Origin of the sequence: Paractinoplanes ovalisporus (assembly GCF_016834655.1) — a bacterium.
GTDB classification, from domain to species: Bacteria; Actinomycetota; Actinomycetes; order Mycobacteriales; family Micromonosporaceae; genus Actinoplanes; species Actinoplanes ovalisporus.
Window position 1 is genome coordinate 89,545 of sequence record NZ_JAENHP010000012.1, and the last position, 16,423, is coordinate 105,967.

The 16,423-nt window shown below is 69.3% G+C and carries 12 protein-coding genes; 4 read left to right on the forward strand and 8 right to left on the reverse strand.

Features of this window, described 5'->3' with window-relative positions:
* Window positions 1-13: 13 nt before the first annotated feature.
* Window positions 14-502: a hypothetical protein gene (locus tag JIG36_RS30270; RefSeq protein ID WP_236048484.1), complete on the forward strand. Its 489-nt coding sequence runs from the start codon at window positions 14-16 to the stop codon at window positions 500-502.
* Here the strand turns inward: JIG36_RS30270 and JIG36_RS30275 are convergent.
* The 4 genes from JIG36_RS30275 to JIG36_RS53485 all read right to left on the reverse strand — a co-directional run bounded on the left by JIG36_RS30275 (window position 483) and on the right by JIG36_RS53485 (window position 8,159).
* The gene (locus tag JIG36_RS30275) at window positions 483-2,606 is read right to left on the reverse strand and encodes a transglycosylase domain-containing protein (RefSeq protein ID WP_307872967.1); all 2,124 of its coding nucleotides are present in this window, start codon (window positions 2,604-2,606) and stop codon (window positions 483-485) included. The genes JIG36_RS30270 and JIG36_RS30275 overlap by 20 nt on opposite strands.
* Before the next feature lie 89 nt (window positions 2,607-2,695).
* Complete coding sequence (locus JIG36_RS30280; RefSeq protein WP_203379795.1) at window positions 2,696-3,937, reverse strand: SGNH/GDSL hydrolase family protein; 1,242 nt, start codon at window positions 3,935-3,937, stop codon at window positions 2,696-2,698.
* Complete coding sequence (locus JIG36_RS30285) at window positions 3,934-6,864, reverse strand: glycosyl hydrolase 115 family protein (protein ID WP_203379796.1); 2,931 nt, start codon at window positions 6,862-6,864, stop codon at window positions 3,934-3,936. The genes JIG36_RS30280 and JIG36_RS30285 overlap by 4 nt, the downstream gene beginning before the upstream one ends.
* A complete protein-coding gene (locus JIG36_RS53485) occupies window positions 6,861-8,159 on the reverse strand; it encodes an SGNH/GDSL hydrolase family protein (protein ID WP_203379797.1) in 1,299 nt (432 codons plus the stop codon). The genes JIG36_RS30285 and JIG36_RS53485 overlap by 4 nt, the downstream gene beginning before the upstream one ends.
* Before the next feature lie 214 nt (window positions 8,160-8,373).
* On the opposite strand from JIG36_RS53485, the gene JIG36_RS30295 reads away from it, so the two are divergent.
* Genes JIG36_RS30295 through JIG36_RS30305 form a run of 3 tightly spaced genes read left to right on the forward strand, consistent with a single transcriptional unit; the run spans window position 8,374 to window position 9,751 of the window.
* A complete protein-coding gene (locus JIG36_RS30295) occupies window positions 8,374-8,514 on the forward strand; it encodes a hypothetical protein (protein ID WP_203379798.1) in 141 nt (46 codons plus the stop codon).
* Window positions 8,514-9,200, forward strand: a complete 687-nt coding sequence (locus JIG36_RS30300; protein ID WP_203379799.1) for a DsbA family oxidoreductase — start codon at window positions 8,514-8,516, stop codon at window positions 9,198-9,200. The genes JIG36_RS30295 and JIG36_RS30300 overlap by 1 nt, the downstream gene beginning before the upstream one ends.
* A complete protein-coding gene (locus JIG36_RS30305) occupies window positions 9,197-9,751 on the forward strand; it encodes a TetR/AcrR family transcriptional regulator (RefSeq protein ID WP_203379800.1) in 555 nt (184 codons plus the stop codon). Before JIG36_RS30300 ends, JIG36_RS30305 begins: the two co-directional genes overlap by 4 nt.
* Window positions 9,752-9,871: 120 nt before the next feature.
* Here the strand turns inward: JIG36_RS30305 and JIG36_RS30310 are convergent, their stop codons facing one another.
* The 4 genes from JIG36_RS30310 to JIG36_RS30325 all read right to left on the reverse strand — a co-directional run bounded on the left by JIG36_RS30310 (window position 9,872) and on the right by JIG36_RS30325 (window position 16,402).
* Window positions 9,872-11,056 (reverse strand): cytochrome P450, encoded by a 1,185-nt coding sequence (locus tag JIG36_RS30310; RefSeq protein ID WP_203379801.1) that lies wholly within the window; start codon window positions 11,054-11,056, stop codon window positions 9,872-9,874.
* A gap of 1 nt (window position 11,057) precedes the next feature.
* The gene (locus tag JIG36_RS30315) at window positions 11,058-12,275 is read right to left on the reverse strand and encodes a cytochrome P450 (RefSeq protein ID WP_203379802.1); all 1,218 of its coding nucleotides are present in this window, start codon (window positions 12,273-12,275) and stop codon (window positions 11,058-11,060) included.
* Window positions 12,276-12,360: 85 nt separating this feature from the next.
* Window positions 12,361-13,473 (reverse strand): lytic polysaccharide monooxygenase auxiliary activity family 9 protein, encoded by a 1,113-nt coding sequence (locus JIG36_RS30320; RefSeq protein WP_203379803.1) that lies wholly within the window; start codon window positions 13,471-13,473, stop codon window positions 12,361-12,363.
* Window positions 13,474-13,486: 13 nt separating this feature from the next.
* Window positions 13,487-16,402 carry a glycoside hydrolase family 48 protein gene (locus tag JIG36_RS30325; protein WP_203379804.1) on the reverse strand — a complete coding sequence of 972 codons (2,916 nt, stop codon included), beginning with the start codon at window positions 16,400-16,402 and terminating at the stop codon, window positions 13,487-13,489.
* Between the last annotated feature and the right edge of the window lie 21 nt (window positions 16,403-16,423).

The window sequence follows — 16,423 nt, forward strand, 5'->3', positions numbered from 1 at the left end:
ACTCCTGGCCCTCGTGGGCACGACCAGCGTCAACGTCCTGACCGGGCAGCCCAGCGCCGGCCTCCAACTGGGCCAGGCCGTCATAGCCGTAGCGGGCGTCCAGATCCTGGCCGGTGAATACAGCACCGGCCTGATCCACCCGACCATGCTGGCCTTCCCCACCCGCTGGCCGGCCCTGCTGGCCAAGGCCGTGCTCCTGATCCCCGGCGCGGCGGTGACAGCGATCGGCAATCGGCCCCGGGACGCCGTCTATCTCGGCCTGATCGCCCTGCTCGGCCTGGGCACGGCGGCCCTGATCCGCAATGCCGTCACGGCCGCCGGCGTCGTCCTAACCGTGCTCTTCGTGCTGCCGACCATGGTGCGGTGGATGCCCGACCCCGACTGGGCCACCTTCCTCTATCGGGCATCCCCGTCGCCCGGGCACCTGGCCACCACCGCCGCCTGGACCGCCGCCGCGCTCCTCCTGGGGACGATCACGCTGCTCACTCGCCGGGTTTCTTGAACTCCACCGGCTCGGTTCCGTCGAGATAGTCGGCCAGGGTGCGGTACGTGACCGGGTTGACGATGTCGTGCCGCATCCGGTCGGTGTGGTTGGCCCAGTCCGGGTTCACCATGTATCCGGCCACCACCAGCGACGCCGACCCCACAACCAGCGACGCCGTACGGTCGCTGTCCGTCGTTCCGGTCTTGCCGAAGATCGGGTGCTTGATCGTCCGGTGCGCGTTCGCCTCGGTGCTGCCGTTGCAGTTGCCGAGCTGAGCCCGGTCCCCGACCGGGCAGCGCGCCGCGTCGATCGCCTTGCGGGCCACGTCGGCGTCGGTCGCCCGCTTACACGACGGCTGACCCACCTGGAGCTTCTTGCCGTCGGCCCCGGTGATCTGCTTGATCGGGGTCGGCACGCAGTACATGCCGTCGCCGGCCAGCGTCGCGTACGCGTTGGCGATGTCCAGCGGCGTCGACGTGGTCACGCCGAGCGTGAACGCGCCGAACTGGTGGGCCGCCTCCTCGGTGGCCATCAGGTCACGGTCGCTGGACGAGCGGTAGACCATGCCGAACCGCTTGGACACGTCGATGACCTTCTCGGCGCCGACCTGTTCCTGCAGCGGCACGAAGTACGTGTTGACCGACTTGCCGAAGCCGGTCCACATGTTGAACGTGCCCTTGGTGTTGGGCGAGGAGTTCGACGGGCAGTAGAACGACGTGCCGGGACAGGCGGCCGGCGAGTTGAACGCGACCGGGTAGCTCGACTTGTACGTGGAGTCGGACGTGATCGGGTGGTCCAGCTCGTAACCGTTCTCCAGCGCCGCCACCATCGTGAACATCTTGAACACCGAGCCGGCCTGGTAGCCGTCGATGTCGCCGCCACCGGTGATGATCGGGTTGGTGGTGTTCGGGTAGGACGCGCGGGCCCCGGCCTTGCGCGCGGACGGGTTCGAGCTGAGCGGGTTCGAACCGTCGTCGAGCTTGAACTTGCGGTTGGTGGCCAGCGTCTTGACGTGCCCGGTGCCGGGTTCGATACCGGCGATCACGACCGCGTTCTTGTTGTCGTCCTTGATCTTGCGGGTGATCTGGTGGCGGGCCGCCGCCTGGGCCTTCAGGTCGAGCGAGGTGACGACCGTGTAGCCGCCGCTCTTGAGCTGCCGTTCCCGGTCGTAAGCGTTGGCGCCGAACTCCTTCTGCCCCAGCCACCAGCGGTAGAAGTAGTCGCAGAAGAAGCCCCAGTTGTTGGTGGCGACCTGCGTGCAGCCGTTTCCGGGCCGGTTCGTCTCCCGGGCAAGCTTGGTCTTCTTGGCCGCGTCGCCCTCGGCCTTGGTGATCTGGCCCAGCCCGACCATGTTGTCGATGATGTAGTTGCGACGGTCGAGCGCCTGCGGGTAACCGGTCTTGGTGGTCGGGTCGAACGCGGTCGGCGCCTTCACCATGCCGGCCAGCAGGGCCGACTCGGCGATCGTCAGGTTCTTGGGCGACTTCTTGAAGTAGACCTGGGCGCCGGCGTAGATGCCGTAGGCGCCGTTGCCGAACGGCGCCAGGTTGAGGTAACGGGTCAGGATCTCCTTCTTGTTGAGATCCTTCTCGACCTGCAGCGCGTACTTCATCTCGGCGATCTTGCGTTCGGGGCTGTCCTTGGTCGCGTCGATGGCCTCCTGCGCCGTCTTCGCGCCGTAGGCCTGGGCCATCCGCACGTACTGCATGGTCAGCGTCGAGGCGCCCTGCTGCGACCCGCCCTGGCTGTTGTTGACGAACGCGCGGGCGATGCCCTTCACGTCGACGCCGTTGTGCTCGTAGAACTTGTGGTCCTCGGCGGCCACGATCGCGTTCTGCATGTTGACCGAGATCTGGCTGTTCGGCACTTCGCTGCGGAACTCGTCGTAGAGCACGGCGATCTGGGTCTTGCCGTCGGAGGCGAAGACCCGGGTCACCTGCGGGGCGGCCTGGTGGGTGAGGGTGGTGGGCAGCGACGCGAACTCCTCGGCGCCGGCCTTGGCCACCAGCCCGCCCAGGGCGACGGCGGGGAAGGCGGCGGCGGAGACGATCACGGCGGTCAGCAAGCCGCACATGAGCAGCAGCCCGGTTTTCGTGACGAAGGATCGGTTCTTGCTCGACACGGGTCCCGGGACCACCTTCCTCGACGCCGACAGGACGCCGAGGAAGGTACCCGATCATGTCGAGTGTTAACTGGGAGACCTCGACCGGATCAGCGCAGCCACCGTCGCGGCACGACCCCGGCCATCGCTCGATATCCCGCGGGGTTGAGGTGCAGGTGGTCCCCGGTGTCGAAGGCCTGCGACAACATGCGGGGAGACCCCGGATCCCGTACGGCGGCATCGAAGTCCACCACGTCGTCGAAGAGCCCATTGTGACGGATCGCACTGTTCACCGCCGTACGTGTGTCCTCGCGGTAACCGTCCGGATCGTCGTATCCGGTATTGCCCCCGAACGGTGTGATCGTGGCGCCGTAGACCCGGATGTCCACCGCGTGCGCCCGCGTCACGATCTGCTCGTACGCGTAGATCAACTCCTCCCGTACGGCCTTCTGGCCGGCCACGGTCGCCGGGGCCGTGCCGATGTCGTTGACCCCCTCGAAGATCAGCATCCGGTCGACGCCGCTGGTGGCGAGGACGTCGCGGTCGAGCCGGGCCAGCACGTTGGGCCCGAGACCGTCGTTGAGCACCCGGTTGCCGCCGGCCGCCTGGTTGAGCACCGCGACGCGGGCCCCGGTCACCTGGTCGGGCCACCGGTCGTTGCCGTCGGTCGTCGACCCGCGGCCGTCGGTCAGCGAGTCCCCGACGATCGCCATCGCCGGCACGTCCGCCTCCACCTCGACGCCGCTGATCAGATACCAGTGCGCCACGCCCACCGCGCCCGGCAGATCCAGTGCGGTGTGGTGGTCACCCCCGATGAGGTACGACGTGGTGCGCGACCCGGGGTGCGAGGTGAGATCGAGCGAGGCCTGACCGCCGGCCAGATAGAGGGTGATGGTCAGGTTCGCGCCGCGGCCCACCGGCAACGCCACCGGGTCGGACACGGCCTGCGCTCCGACCGGGACCGTCGTGCCCGGCCGCCCGCCGAACGTGAGCGGGCGACTCGAGCCGGGCCGCACCGACGACACCCCCGCCCGCCCGTCGAGAGGCAGGGCGACCGCGGCGGCGGTGATCGGCAGGGCCGCCCCACCGAAGGCGTTCGAGAGGCGCACCCGTACGCGGGAACCCCCGACCGTCACGTGCACGGTCTGCCGCAGCGTGGTGTCGACCAGCACCGACGACGGCCCGGTGAAGGGCGCCGGCGGCATGTTCGAGGGTTCGGTCAGCTGCGGCATCGCCGTCCAGGTGTGGATCCACCGCTTCTCCGAGGGCCGCAGCGACAAATCCGAGGGCCGCAGCGGCAAGGAGGCCGGAACCACGGCCGCGCCGGCCCCCAGGAGCGTCCGCCGCCTCATCGGAGGACCCTCCGGCTCGAAGGCGGGCCGAAGTAGCTGTCCTTGACCCCACCGGTGTCGACGACCAGCCGCTGCACGATGACCGTCGGGTCAACCGCATGGAACGTCAGCGTGTGCGTCCCCGGCGAGGAAACGAGGTGAGTGGTCGTGGTCCGGTTGATGTTGTCGGACGTGTTGCGCGCCCACGCCCGGTTCATGGTCGTGTCGTTGGCCCCGGTCGCCGTGGTGATGTTGACGACCTGCGGCGTCTGCCCGTCGATCGACACCGCGTACTTCAGGCCGTCACCGGGCAGCGTGTTGTTGCGCGGCGACAGGTAGGCGGTCACCTTGACCGGCCCGCTGCTGGTGAGCGTCATCGTGTAGTCGAGACGCGCCCCCGGGCTGAGCGGCGTGAGCCCGTTGCCGGTCTTGCCGATCCCGGGCAGCAGACGCCAGTTCCCGGTCCGGCCCGTGTAGTGGTCGGCCTCCATCGCCACATATCCGTCGGCCTCGAGGAAACCCTTCGCGGGCAGGGTCGGGTTGTTGACCGGTGCCTGCACGACAACCGACGTCCCGGCGCCCTCGACGGTGATCGGCACGGTCGTCACGCCGCGCGGCGCCCGTTTCCAGTCGACCGTCACGACCGGCCGCACCTGATCGGTGACCACCCCGGAAGCCGGCGCCACGTGCACCCACGATGCGCCCGTGGTGATCCGGTACCCGTACGGGGTCGTGCCCTTGTTGTAGATGTCGAGCGCCGGCCGCCCCAGCGGAGACCACGGGTTCGACTCGGGCAGCCGCAGCGAGCCGACGCCCATCGCGGCCGCGGACGGCACGGTGATCCGCTTGAGGTGCGGGTAGATCTCGTCGGGCAGCGCGACGTTGTTCAACTCCGGCTGCTGCCAGGGCGCGTTCGGGCCGTAACGCTCGACGTTCCCGTACCCGATCTTGGGCTGCAGCTGCCAGTTCTTCCACTTCCCACCGGCCAGGGTGGTGTTGTAGTAGTCGCTCATCGCCTGGTCCTCGGCGAACAGCCGCTCGGCCTGATCGGCGAGCCGGTTGGTGGCGGCGCGACCCTGAGCCGCGTACGCGATGTTGGTGAACTGCGCGCGCCGCAACTCGTAGATGATCGCCGTGTCCTTGATCTGGTAGTAGACCAGCTGGTAGAACGCGTCCTGCCAGGCCTGCGGCACCCTCGCCCGCAGAGCCGTGGCGCGGCGGGCCAGGTCGATCCACTCCTCGGTGACGCGGTCCATCTCGCCGTAGTCGGTGAGGCTGAACGGCGTGGCCTGGTCGTCGTAGACCACCTCGCCGGCCGCGTTCAGCGTGATCCGCCGGTTGAGCAGCTCCGGCTTGCGGCGGGACTGCAGGAAGCCGTACGTGTCGAGCAGTTCCGCGACGGCCGGCGCGAGCCTGTCGGAGAAGTTCTGCGCGGCGAACTGCGTGGTCCACTCCCCCAGCCGCGTCACCGGCCACGCGTCCGGGTTCCAGGCATAGTCGAGGAAGAACTGGGTGGGCAGCTCCTCGTTCTTCAGATCGCCCACGTTCACCACCCAGAGACGATCAACCCCTCTCCCGTACGCGAGATTGAGCTGTTCCCAGGTGTTGGTGAGGTTGATCGTGTCGGCCCACTTGTAGTTGCGGCCGTCCCCGACGTAGTCGAAGTGGTAGTACATGCCGTAGCCACCACTGCGCGCAGGCAGCGACGCGTCCGGCAGCTTGCGCATGTTGCCCCAGTTGTCGTCGCAGAACACGACCGTGACGTCGTCCGGCGGGCGGTAGCCGTTGTCCCAGTAGCGCTGCACCTCCTTGTAGAGGGTCTGCACCTGGGGCCGGTCGATCAGCCCGGTGTCACGCAGGATCTCGCGCTGACTGTCGATGATGGACGACATCAGGTCGATCCCGTCCCCGTCGGGCAGCGACACGTCACCGTTGCCGCGCATGCCGAGCGTGATGACGCCCTCGATGTTCTGGTCGCGCATCCGTTCGGCGCCGTCCCGCCAGTACGCCTTGATCGCATCGGGGTTGCGGCGGAAGCTCCACTCCCCCGTGCCGGTGGGATGCCGGTTCCACTCCTCGATGCCGCGCATCATCGGCGCCTCGTGCGAGGTGCCCATCACGACGCCGTAGTAGGTGGCGGTGGCGTGGTTGAGCGGGTCGTCCTCGGCGAACGCGCGCCCCCACACGGCCGGCCACAGATAGTTGGCCTTGAGCCGCAGCATGGTCTCGAAGACCTTCGCGAAGTACGCCGCGTTGAGCCCGCCCGGATAGCCGGGGGCCTTGCCCGGTCCGAAGTAGCCGGGGGCCCAGGTGCCGGTGGCCGGGTTCTCGTCGTTGATGAAGAAGCCGCGGTACTTCACCTTCGGCGTGCCCTGCGTGTGGCGGCCGGGCCGCACGTACAGCTCGTCGTGGTGGGCGGCCGGCACGTCGTCCCAGAAGTGCCAGGGCGAGACGCCGATGGTCCTCGACAGGTCGTAGGCGCCGTAGATGCTGCCCCGCTGGTCGCTTCCGGCGATCACGAAGGCGCGCCGCACCCCGGGCAGAGGATCGGTCACCACCTGCTCGACCGTGGTTTCCCATTTCCCGCGTACGGCGGTGACGTCGAGCTTGCCGCGGGCGATGATGCCGTCGATCAGCGGGCTCCTGCCGATCGTGCCGACGATGACCGGATCGCGCCCGGCCGGGATCGTGTCGTGGCCGATCGCGGGTTCGACGCCGGTGACCTTCTTGATGTCGCTCTGCAGGTCGTCGACGACCCGGATCACGCCCGCGTAGTCGTCCGTGCTGACCACGATCGGGGCTGCCTTACCTGCTGCGACCAAGGGGAATCGTCCCTCCCCGGGCTGCGTGGCGACATAGGTCTCTGCTCTTTGTCCCTTTTGTTCGGCATGCGCGGGGGCGACGATCACGAGGGCGGCCGCGGTGACGGCGGCGAGCGCGGCCCTCACGTGAACAGCCTCAGCGGCACGGCGGCGGCCATCGCGGCCATGCCGGCGTCGTTCGGGTGCAGGTGGTCGCCGCTGTCGTAGGCCGGGTTGAGCCGCAGCGGGTCGGCCGGGTCACCCATCGCGCGGTCGAAGTCGACCACGCCGTCGTACTCGCCGCCGGACCGGATCCAGCGGTTGAGCACCTCCCGTTTGCGCTCGTTGGCCTCGGTGTAGAAGCCGAGCGTGTCGCCCTTGAAAGGCAGGATCGTGCCGCCGACGGCGACCATGCCGGCCGCGTGCGCACGGGCGATCAGCTGGCGGTGGCCGCCGATCAGGTCGTCCGCGCTGACCACCTCGGACAGCGGCGCGACCGTTCCCGGATGGCCGAGGTCGTTCACGCCGAGCAGCACGACCACGTAGCGCGCGCCGGGCTGGGCCACCACGTCCCGGTCGAACCGGCGCAGCCCGCTGTGCCCGAAATAGGCCGCGAACGACTCGGCGTCGCTGCCGGGGGCCGGGTTGGGGTCGTGCAGCAGCCGGTTGCCCGAGATGCCGACGTTGGCAACACCCCGGCGCAGACCGGCCGCCCGCAGGCGGGCCGCGAACAGGTCGGGCCAGCGGTGGTTGAGGTTGTTCGGCGTGTTGGCGCCGTTGGTGATCGAGTCGCCGAGCGTGACGATCGACAACCCCCGGTCCCGCACCGAGACGCCGGACAGGAACAGGTACTGCCCGATGGTGGCGACCGGTGTCACCTGCCGGGCGGCGGTGACGTCGCCGTCGGCGATCACGTTGTCCTGGAACGCGAACGCGGCCAGGGTCGTCACCGGGGTCCGGGCCGGCAGATAGAGGCTGATCGCGAGGTCGCCGCCGTCCGGCACGCGCAGGCGTACGGGATCGCTGACCAGCGGCGCCCCGGCCGGGAGGGTCACCTCGGCCCGGTTGCCGAAGGTCACGCGCCGGTCGCTGCCGGGCACGGTGGCGGTGCTCGCGCCCGTGCCCGAGCGCAGCGCGACCCGTACGGCGCCGAGTCGCAGCGGGCCGTTGCCGAACTCGTTGGTGACGCGGATGCGAATCTCGTCGCCGCCGGCGCTGCAGTGCACCACGTGGCGGACGGTCTGGTTGGCCAGCACGGTGGGGGCGGCCGGCGGGTTGGGCGGGATGGTCGTGGGGGCGGCGGCCCAGGTGGCGATCCACCCGGGGACGGTCCATTCGCCGTCGTCGGCCTGGTGACCGGCGTCGGCGTAGGCGGCGGTGGGAATGGCGAGGCCGGCGGCGGCGCCGGACGTGATGGCGAGCAGCTCGCGACGGGTGGGCATGAGACCTCCGCGGTGGATCGGAAGTTTCGGCAACTCCTCGGACGAACACTCGTAAGGTAAAGGCGGTCATCTATGTCGTCAATATCCGTGCTGCTGGATCTTGCGTTTCCGGCGGCACTTTTGACTCTTTTCATCGGCCGAAACTTTCGGCCGCGCCGCCGGAAAGTGCCGAGCTATCTTGGCGGTGGGGTCAAGTTGGGGTAGCTTTTTGACCATGCAGTCAAGTAACACCGAGACCGAGGACCTCGTCCTGGTCGACCCGGAGCCCGCCGAGCCGGTTCCGGCCCCCCTGATCCTGCTGGAGCCCGTCGAGGGCGAGTCCGGCATGTGCGACGCCGACGGGTGGTGCAACTGATGAGCGCGAGTGCCTTCGGCCCGGCCGCCGAGCCGATCGTGGTCGACATCTGGAGCGACGTCGTCTGCCCGTGGTGCTACCTGGGCAACGCGGTGTTCAAGCAGGCCGTCGAGCAGTTCCCGCACGGCTCCTCGGTGCAGGTCCGCTATCACAGCTTCCAGCTGAACCCGTCGTTCCCGGTCGGCGAGGCCGTGCTGGCCGACGAATACCTCGCGCAGAACTTCAAGATGCCGAAGGCCCAGCTCGAGGCGTCCCACGCGCAGCTCGCCGCCCGCGGCGCCGAGGCCGGGCTCGACTACCAGTTCTCCAAGACCGTCATGATCAACACGCTGGACGCGCACCGGATGATCCACCTGGCCAAGGCGCACGGCCAGGAGCTGCCGATGGTCGACCGCCTGTTCCGGGCCGAGTTCACCGAGGGCCTCAACCTCTCCGACCACGCGGTGCTGGCCGACCTCGCCGTCGAGCTCGGGCTGGACCGGGCCGAGGCCGAGAAGGCCCTCGAGACCAAGGCGTACGAGCAGGACATCCGGGCCGACCTCGCGCAGGCCCGTCAGCTCGGCATCAGCGGCGTGCCGTTCTTCGTCTTCGACAACAAGCGCGGCGTCTCCGGCGCCCAGCCGATCGAAATGTTCCGCAAGGCACTGGACGTGACGTGGCAGGACAGGGCAGCCTCCCCCGCATGAGAGCCGACGCCCGGCGCAACGTCGAGGGCATCCGCCGAGCTGCCCTCGACGTGTTCCGCACCGGCGGCCTGACCACCCCGCTCGACGAGGTGGCCCGGGCCGCCGGCGTCAGCAAGGGCACGATCTACCACCGTTTCGGCAGCCGCCGCGGCCTGATCGACGCGGTGGTCAACGACCTGGTGGCGGCCCGCATCAACGCCATCATCGACGAGGTCGACGCCCTCGAGGGCCCCCTGCTGCGCTTCGAGCAGTACCTGCTGCGCACGTGGCTGCTGCAGTACGACGAGCCCGCGGCGAACGACGTCCTGATGCGCACCCTCCCCGACTCGGAACCGTTGACGACGCTGTTCGAGCGCTCCTGCCACTTCGGAGCCCAGCTGCTGCACGACGCCCAGGCCGCCGGCGTGGTGCGCGCCGACATCACCCCCGAGGACCTGAAATACCTGATCCTCGAACGCGGCGTCATAGCCCGCGCCTGCGACCAGCAGACCCGCGACGACTACCACCGCCGTCTCGACTTCGTCCTCCGCGGCCTCCGGGCCACCCGGTAGCAGCGCCGCGTTTGAGCACAACTGCATCCTCTGTGGTGGCGACCCCGGGCCAGACACTCAGCGCCGGCGAGCCGTTCCCGTTCGAGCTTGAGGTGGCGTCCCTGCTGCGCCGCCGAAGCCCTACGCCGGGGTGAAGCGCAGCGGCAGCTCGTTCGGGCCGTGGGTGCCGATGGCCGGGCGCCACGTGACCTTGCCGGTGATGACGGGCGGGGCGAAACGACGGGTCAGGACCGGGAGGGCCTCGCTCAGCTGGGCGTGGGCCAGGGCGGCGCCCAGGCAGTAGTGCGGGCCGGCGCCGAACTGCAGCAACGGAGCCTCTCGGGTGGCGGTGATGTCGAAGACCTCTCCGCCGGGGTAGGCCCTCGGGTCGCGCTGGGCGGTCTGCACGGCCATCGTCACGAAGGTTCCGGCTTTGACGGGCAGGCCGTGGTAGTCGAAATCCTCCAAGGCGCGGCGGAACACGCTCGCGGCCGACGGGCGCCAGCGCATCGACTCGGTGACGGCGCGGTCGGTCAGGTCGGGACGGTCGCGGAGCCGGGTCCACTGGTCGGGGTGCTCGGCGAAGCTGACCATGGTGTTGGAGAGCTGGTGCAGGGTGTTGTCGTGCGCGCCGAAGACGAGGGTGACCAGCAGGTTGCGCAGTTCGGCCCGGCTCACCGTGCGGTCGTCGCGCCAGGCGGCCACCATGGTGGAGACCAGGTCGTCGGCCGGGTGCCCGGCCTTCTCGTCGATCAGGGTGTCGACGTAGCCGTCCAGCCCGGCCACCGCCCGCTCCACCCGGGCCGCCGTGTCGCCGCCGGTGGCCAGGGCGAAGATGAGGCCGATGTCGCTGGACCAGACGCTGAAGACGTCGTGGTCGGCGGCCGGCACACCGAGCAGCTCGCCCATGACGGCCAGCGGCAACCGGCCGGCGAAGGCGCGGACGAAGTCGACCTCACCCGCCTCCTCCATCTCGTCGGCCAGCCGTTCGGCGGTGGCCCGGATGAACGGCCGCGCCCGGTCGACCGTGCGTGGCGTGAAGGCCCGGCTGACCAGACCGCGCAGCCGGCGGTGGTCGGCGCCGTCGTGGTTGACGATCATCGGGGCCCACCAGTCGTGGATGGGTCCCGACGTGATGCCGTTCTGGCGCAGGTAACCGTCGCCGCCGTGGTCGAGGCGACGGTCGCGCAACAGTTCCTGCGTCTCGGCGTAGCGCAGCACCAGCGGGCCGAGTGGGCTGTCCGCGTGCCAGCCCGCCTCCTGCGCGGCGAAGACCTCGGGCGCGGTGAAGCTGAAGTCCGGGGCGAGCACGTCAAGGGCAGGCATGTCAGAACGTGACCGGCAGGGAGGCCAGGCGGTGGCCGATCGGCAGGGACGGCAGCCAGGGCGGCGTCTCGTAGGCCGGGCGCAGGTCGGGGCAGCGGTCGAGCAGGATCCGCAGGCACTCGTCGGTCTCCATGCGGGCCAGGGCCGCGCCCAAGCAGTAGTAGGTGCCCATGCCGAAGCTCAGGTGCCGGTTGCCCTCGCGGGTGATGTCGAACGTGTCGGGGTCGTCGAAGACGGCCGGGTCGCGGTTGGCCGCCATCAGCGCCAGATAGACGTGTTTCCCGGCCTCGACGGTGTGCCCGGCCAGCTCGACCGGCTCGGTGGCGACCCGGCCGATCACGCCGGCCGGGCCGTCGCAGCGCAGGATCTCCTCGACGGCGCGGGGCATCAGGGTGGGGTCGGCGCGGAGGCGGGCCAGTTGGTCGGGGTGGTCGAAGAGCAGGACCAGGCCGTTGGCGATGAGGTTGGCGGTGGTCTCGTGGCCGGCGAACAGCAGCAGCACGCAGTTGGCCACCGCCTCGTCCTCGGTGAGGATGCCCTCGGCCTCGGCCGCCATGAACGTGCTCAGGACGTCTTCGCGGGGCTCGCGACGCCGGTCGGCCGCGATGACCCGGAGGTAGTCGTGCATCTCGAGCATGCTCTGCTGGGCCTGCCGCAGCCGCGGGAGGTCGCCCAGCCCGAAGACCGGCAGGATCTCGCGCGACCACGCCTGCAGTTGTTCACGGTCGCTGACCGGCATGCCGAGCAGTTCGGCGATCACGTTGGCGGGCAGCGGGTAGGCCAGGTCGCTGACCACGTCCATCCGGCCCTTGCCGGCCACCGCGTCGAGGAGCTCGTGGGTGAACTCGCGGACCCGGGGGCGCAGCCGGTCGACCATGGCCGGCGTGAAGTAGCGCTTGAGCAGTTGCTGGAAGCGGACGTGGTCGGCCGGGACGGTGTGTCCCATCCACATCTCGACCGACCGGCGTACGGGCTCCAGCTCCTCCTGCTCGGCGGGAGGCAGGCTCTGCAGGGCCCGCAGCATGTTGGCGGTGTCCATCCGCTTGTTGCGCAGGGCCGCGTTGATGTCGGCGTAGCGGGTCAGCAGGTAGGCATCGAGCCCCGGTAACCACGCGATCGGGCTCTCCGCGCGGATCCGGTGCAGAAAAGCGTCGGGGTCCGCCATCGCTTCGGGGGCGAACAGGTCGTATTCCCGTACTGTCGCGCCTTGGTCGCTCATGGTAGCGATTCTGGTCGAATCAAATGATCGTTATCTATGCCAAAAGGCCGGCGACGGCGTCCGGGGACGCCGCCGCCGGGGTGGATCAGGCGGTGGAACAGGCCAGGTTGTTCACCGAGGGCGGCGCGGTGCCGTTACCCAGTAAGCCGAACGTGACGTATTTCCCGGCCCCGACCGTGCCGTTGTAACTGACGTTCTTGACCGTCACGAGGGAACCACTGCTGCTCGCGGTTCCGTTCCAGGCCTGGGTCAGGGTCTGCGATCCCGGCCAGGTCCACGAGACGGTCCAGTTGCTGATGGCCGCGGTGTCGGCGTGCACCATCACCTCGGCCTGGAAGCCGCCGTTCCAGGCGCTGGCGATGTTGAACATCGCGTAGCACGCGGTCCCGCCCGCCGGCGGGGTGGTGGGCGGAGTCGTGGGCGGGGTCGTCGGCGGAGTTGTGGGCGGTGTGGTCGGAGGCGTGGTGGGCGGTGTGGTGGTGCCCCCGCCGCCGACGCCGGTCACCTCGCCGTTGCCGCCGTCGAACGTGACGTCGGAACAGCCGTAGAAGGTCTCGTTGCTGTCCGAGCGCTGCCACACCGAGTAGATGAGGTGGCGCCCGCTCTTGTTCGACGGCAGCGTCGCGTTCCAGTAGTAGTGGCCGTCGTCCGATCCCGGACCGCCCTGGTCGGGCGGGTTGGTCTCGCTGTCGAACGGCGTCGACTCGAGGTCGCTCCAGGCCAGGGCCCGGGTCGGGCTCCAGCTGTCCTTGGTGATGTAGAGGCGGAACGTGCCGGGGTGTTTGGCCCAGTTGTTGTACTGGATCTCGATCTGCCGGCCCGCGGTCAGGTGGGTCACCGGCCAGTCGTTGCGGGGCAGGTTGAAGCCCGTGAAGTTGTACGGGCCACCGGTGCCGCCGGAGCAGAGCTCACCGTTGGGGATGAACCCGTCCATCCGGCCCGCGCCGTCCGAGCGGAGCACGGCGAACCAGTTGTAGAGCGAGTTCGTCCCGCTCTGGGCGACCGCGGCGGCACAGGCCGCGTTCTTCGGTTCGATCGCGCCCGTGTTCGGGTTGCGGCCGTCCTTGTAGCAGAGCCAGGTGCGGCTGCCCGGCACCATCATCGCGCCGTGCGCCTGGGCGGCGACGGGTGAGACAACGGCGCCCACACCCGCGGCGAGCAGTGCCGCCATCGCGTACATCAGGAATTTCCTGCGCATGGAAGGGAACCTCCTAACCGTTGGGGAACAGCCGGGCGAAGTCCGCGTAGCCGGTGGCCACGTCGACCTGGGCCCAGAAACGGTGGTAGTTGAACGTCGGCGCCGGTCCACCGTTGAGATACGCCTCAACCTTCGGGTAGTCCGGGTCGTTCTTGTAGAAGGAGCGGATGTCCAGGAAGGACACCCCCGGCTTGATGGCGTCGCCGTTCGGCATCTTGCCGCTCCAGCCCGGCGGGATGTAGATGCCCTGGCCGGTCGACGCGTTGTAGGTGTCGTCCATCCGGTTGTAGTCGGCGCGGGTCTCGGTGACCGAGACACCCTTCGAGTCCTTCTTGGTCCAGATCGCGTCGAGCAGGTTCTTGGCCGCGTTCTTGGCCGTGGTGCTGCCCGACTTGGCCGCGTAGTAGGTCAGCAGCTTGGCGAACGAGCCCGCCACGCCGAGGTCCTGACCCTTGCTGGTCACCGTGACGTGCAGGTTGGTGTTGGCCGCGGGCGACGACGGATTCCAGGTGGCGGGGGCGCCCGACCACGCCATGTCGGACGGGATCGAGAAGTCGGTCGCCGTGATGTCGCTGTTCGCCAGCGCCCACGGAACCCACTTGTCGAGCACCGACTTGGCCTTGGCGTCGTTGGTCAGGTAGTAGTACTCGGCCAGCCGCTCGAGCGACCACGTCTGCATGCCGAACCAGCGGTTCGACGGCGGGTCCTCATAGACCGGGGCTTCCACGTACGCAAGACCGTAGAACGTCGGCACGCCGGCCGGGCGGGCCTGGTAGCTGCCGTTCCAGCTGTTCGTCGCGCCGCCGGCGATCGCGCCCTCGGACGACTGCAGCCACTGGTAGAACTCGAGCTGCCGGTTGAGGCTGGCCTGCCAGTCGGCCTTGGCCGTGGGCGACTTCGGCGCGAAGGCGCTCACGTTGGACAGCACGTAGGCCGCCATCGGGTTCTGGTAGCCGAAGTGGCTGGTGCTCGAGCCGATCCGCCACGCCCAGCCGGCGCTGGTGTCGGTCGCGCCACCCCAGGCGTAGTACCAGGACATCAGGTTGTTGGAGGCGTTCTTGCCGGTGCCCGCCGCGCACGAGGTCGAGGCGCAGCCCGGCTGCTTGAAGTACTTGTCGTAGAACGAGTAGCGCAGGTAGTCGCCCATCTTGGCCGCGTTGGTCACGGCCGAGGTCAGCTGCGACTGCTTGCCCTGCTCGGTGGCCCAGGTGTACGCCCAGTACGCCGCCTGCACCGCGCGCGAGTCCGCGTCCGGAGCGTTGGTGTACTTCCACTGCCGGGCGTAGCTGGAGTCCTTGGTGAACAGATCGAGGTAACCGTTAGGGCCGCCGTGCTTGAACGTGTCGCAGCTCGGCTGGGGCACGGTTTCGAACGTCGACTCCTGCGGGCCGCGCTGGAAGGTGTTGATGTACACGTTCTTCGAGGTGCCGTCGCCGCAGTGGCCGAAGCCGTAGACGTTGTCGACGTCCAGCAGCCAGTGCATGCCGTAGATGTCGTCGGTGCCGTACGCGCTCTTGAGCTCCGAGGCCAGCGGGTCGCTGCCCACCGAGACGCTCTGGTCGAGCTGCGACGGATACTGCGACGGCAGCGGGTATTCCGCCGCGTAGGTCGCCGGCTTCGACGCGTTGTAGTTGGCGTTGGTCGGCTGGTCGGCGTGCGACGGGATGATGTACTTCTCCATCGTCGCCCAGGCGCTGTTGAACGGCGCCCAGTCACCCGCCGTGTGCCCGTACTCGGCCTCGAGCCACAGCCAGTAGCTGAACGCCTCGGAGGTGGTCTCGTGGCCGTGGTCGGGCGCCTCGTCGATCAGCGTCTCGATCGAGTGGTAGGGCACGCCGTCGGGGCTGAAGTAGCCGTTGGCCGGGTTCTTGATGTCGTTGTACATCTGGGTGAACCGGCTGTCCGGTGCTCCCACCCGTACGACCTGGGCGTTGACCGACGCCGCGGTGTGCCCGGAAGCGGTCACGCCGAAGGTGGCCGTCGCGCCGACCGCGGCCGCGCTGGTCGCCGCCACCGTCACCGTCTGACCGGTGCTCCAGTTCGACGGGGTGAAGGTGAGGGAGGCCGGCGTGGCCGAGACCGCTGTCGAGCCGGCGCTGCGGGCCACGGCGACGGTCACGTTGGCCGTGGGCGCCTTGGACAGCGACACCTTGAAGGTGCCGTTGCCGCCGACCGGCACCGACACGAAGGTCGAGTCGGTGACCACGGCCGGGGTGGTGGCGGCGTCGACGAATACCGGTACAGCGGCGGTGTTGCTCTTGTTGCCCGCCGCGTCGTACGCGATCGCCTGCAGCTGGTAGGCCGCGCTCTGGGCCGGCACCCCGGTCCAGGTGTACGTCCAGGGCGCTGCTGTGTCGGTGTTGAGCAGCAGCCCGTCGTGGTAGAACTCGACCTTCGAGACCGAGCCGCCGCTGGGAACGGTCGGCACGGCCGTGATCGGGATCGAGGCCGGCGCGGTGAAGCGGGTGTTGGCGGCCGGGCTGGTGATCTCGACCGTCGGCGCCTGGGCGGCGCCGTTGCAGCGGGTCCCGTTGAGCGAGAACGCCGTCGGCACCGGGTTGGCCGAGCCGAACGTGCCGTTGAAGCCGGTGCTCACGGTCGCGTTCGTGCCCAGATTGCCGTTCCACGCCGCGTTGGCGACGGTGACGTTCTGGCCGCTCTGCGTGTAGACGCCGCTCCAGCCCTGGGTCACCCGCTGTGACGCGTCGGGGAAGGCGTACTCGAGCCGCCAGGAGCTCACCGGGTCGCCGGTGTTGGTGATGGCGATGTCGCCGGTGAACCCGCCGGTCCACTGACTCTGCACCTTGTAGACCACGGTGCAACTGGCGGCGGCATGTGCCGGGACGCCGGCCACGAGGGCCGCTCCGGCGCCGAGGACGGCGGCGCCGGAGACGGCCAGCACGCGTCTGGCCCTGGTTCTGACTTGCACGGGGATGTCCTTTCTGCGGGG

Excerpts from the sequence above, each read along its gene's own strand:
- JIG36_RS30320 (WP_203379803.1), bottom strand. The coding sequence starts at position 13,473 with ATGCGCAGGAAATTCCTGATGTACGCGATGGCGGCACTGCTCGCCGCG.
- JIG36_RS30315 (WP_203379802.1), bottom strand. The coding sequence starts at position 12,275 with ATGAGCGACCAAGGCGCGACAGTACGGGAATACGACCTGTTCGCCCCC.
- JIG36_RS30310 (WP_203379801.1), bottom strand. The coding sequence starts at position 11,056 with ATGCCTGCCCTTGACGTGCTCGCCCCGGACTTCAGCTTCACCGCGCCC.
- JIG36_RS30295 (WP_203379798.1), top strand. The coding sequence starts at position 8,374 with ATGCAGTCAAGTAACACCGAGACCGAGGACCTCGTCCTGGTCGACCCG.
- JIG36_RS30300 (WP_203379799.1), top strand. The coding sequence starts at position 8,514 with ATGAGCGCGAGTGCCTTCGGCCCGGCCGCCGAGCCGATCGTGGTCGAC.
- JIG36_RS30280 (WP_203379795.1), bottom strand. The coding sequence starts at position 3,937 with ATGAGGCGGCGGACGCTCCTGGGGGCCGGCGCGGCCGTGGTTCCGGCC.
- JIG36_RS30305 (WP_203379800.1), top strand. The coding sequence starts at position 9,197 with ATGAGAGCCGACGCCCGGCGCAACGTCGAGGGCATCCGCCGAGCTGCC.
- JIG36_RS53485 (WP_203379797.1), bottom strand. The coding sequence starts at position 8,159 with ATGCCCACCCGTCGCGAGCTGCTCGCCATCACGTCCGGCGCCGCCGCC.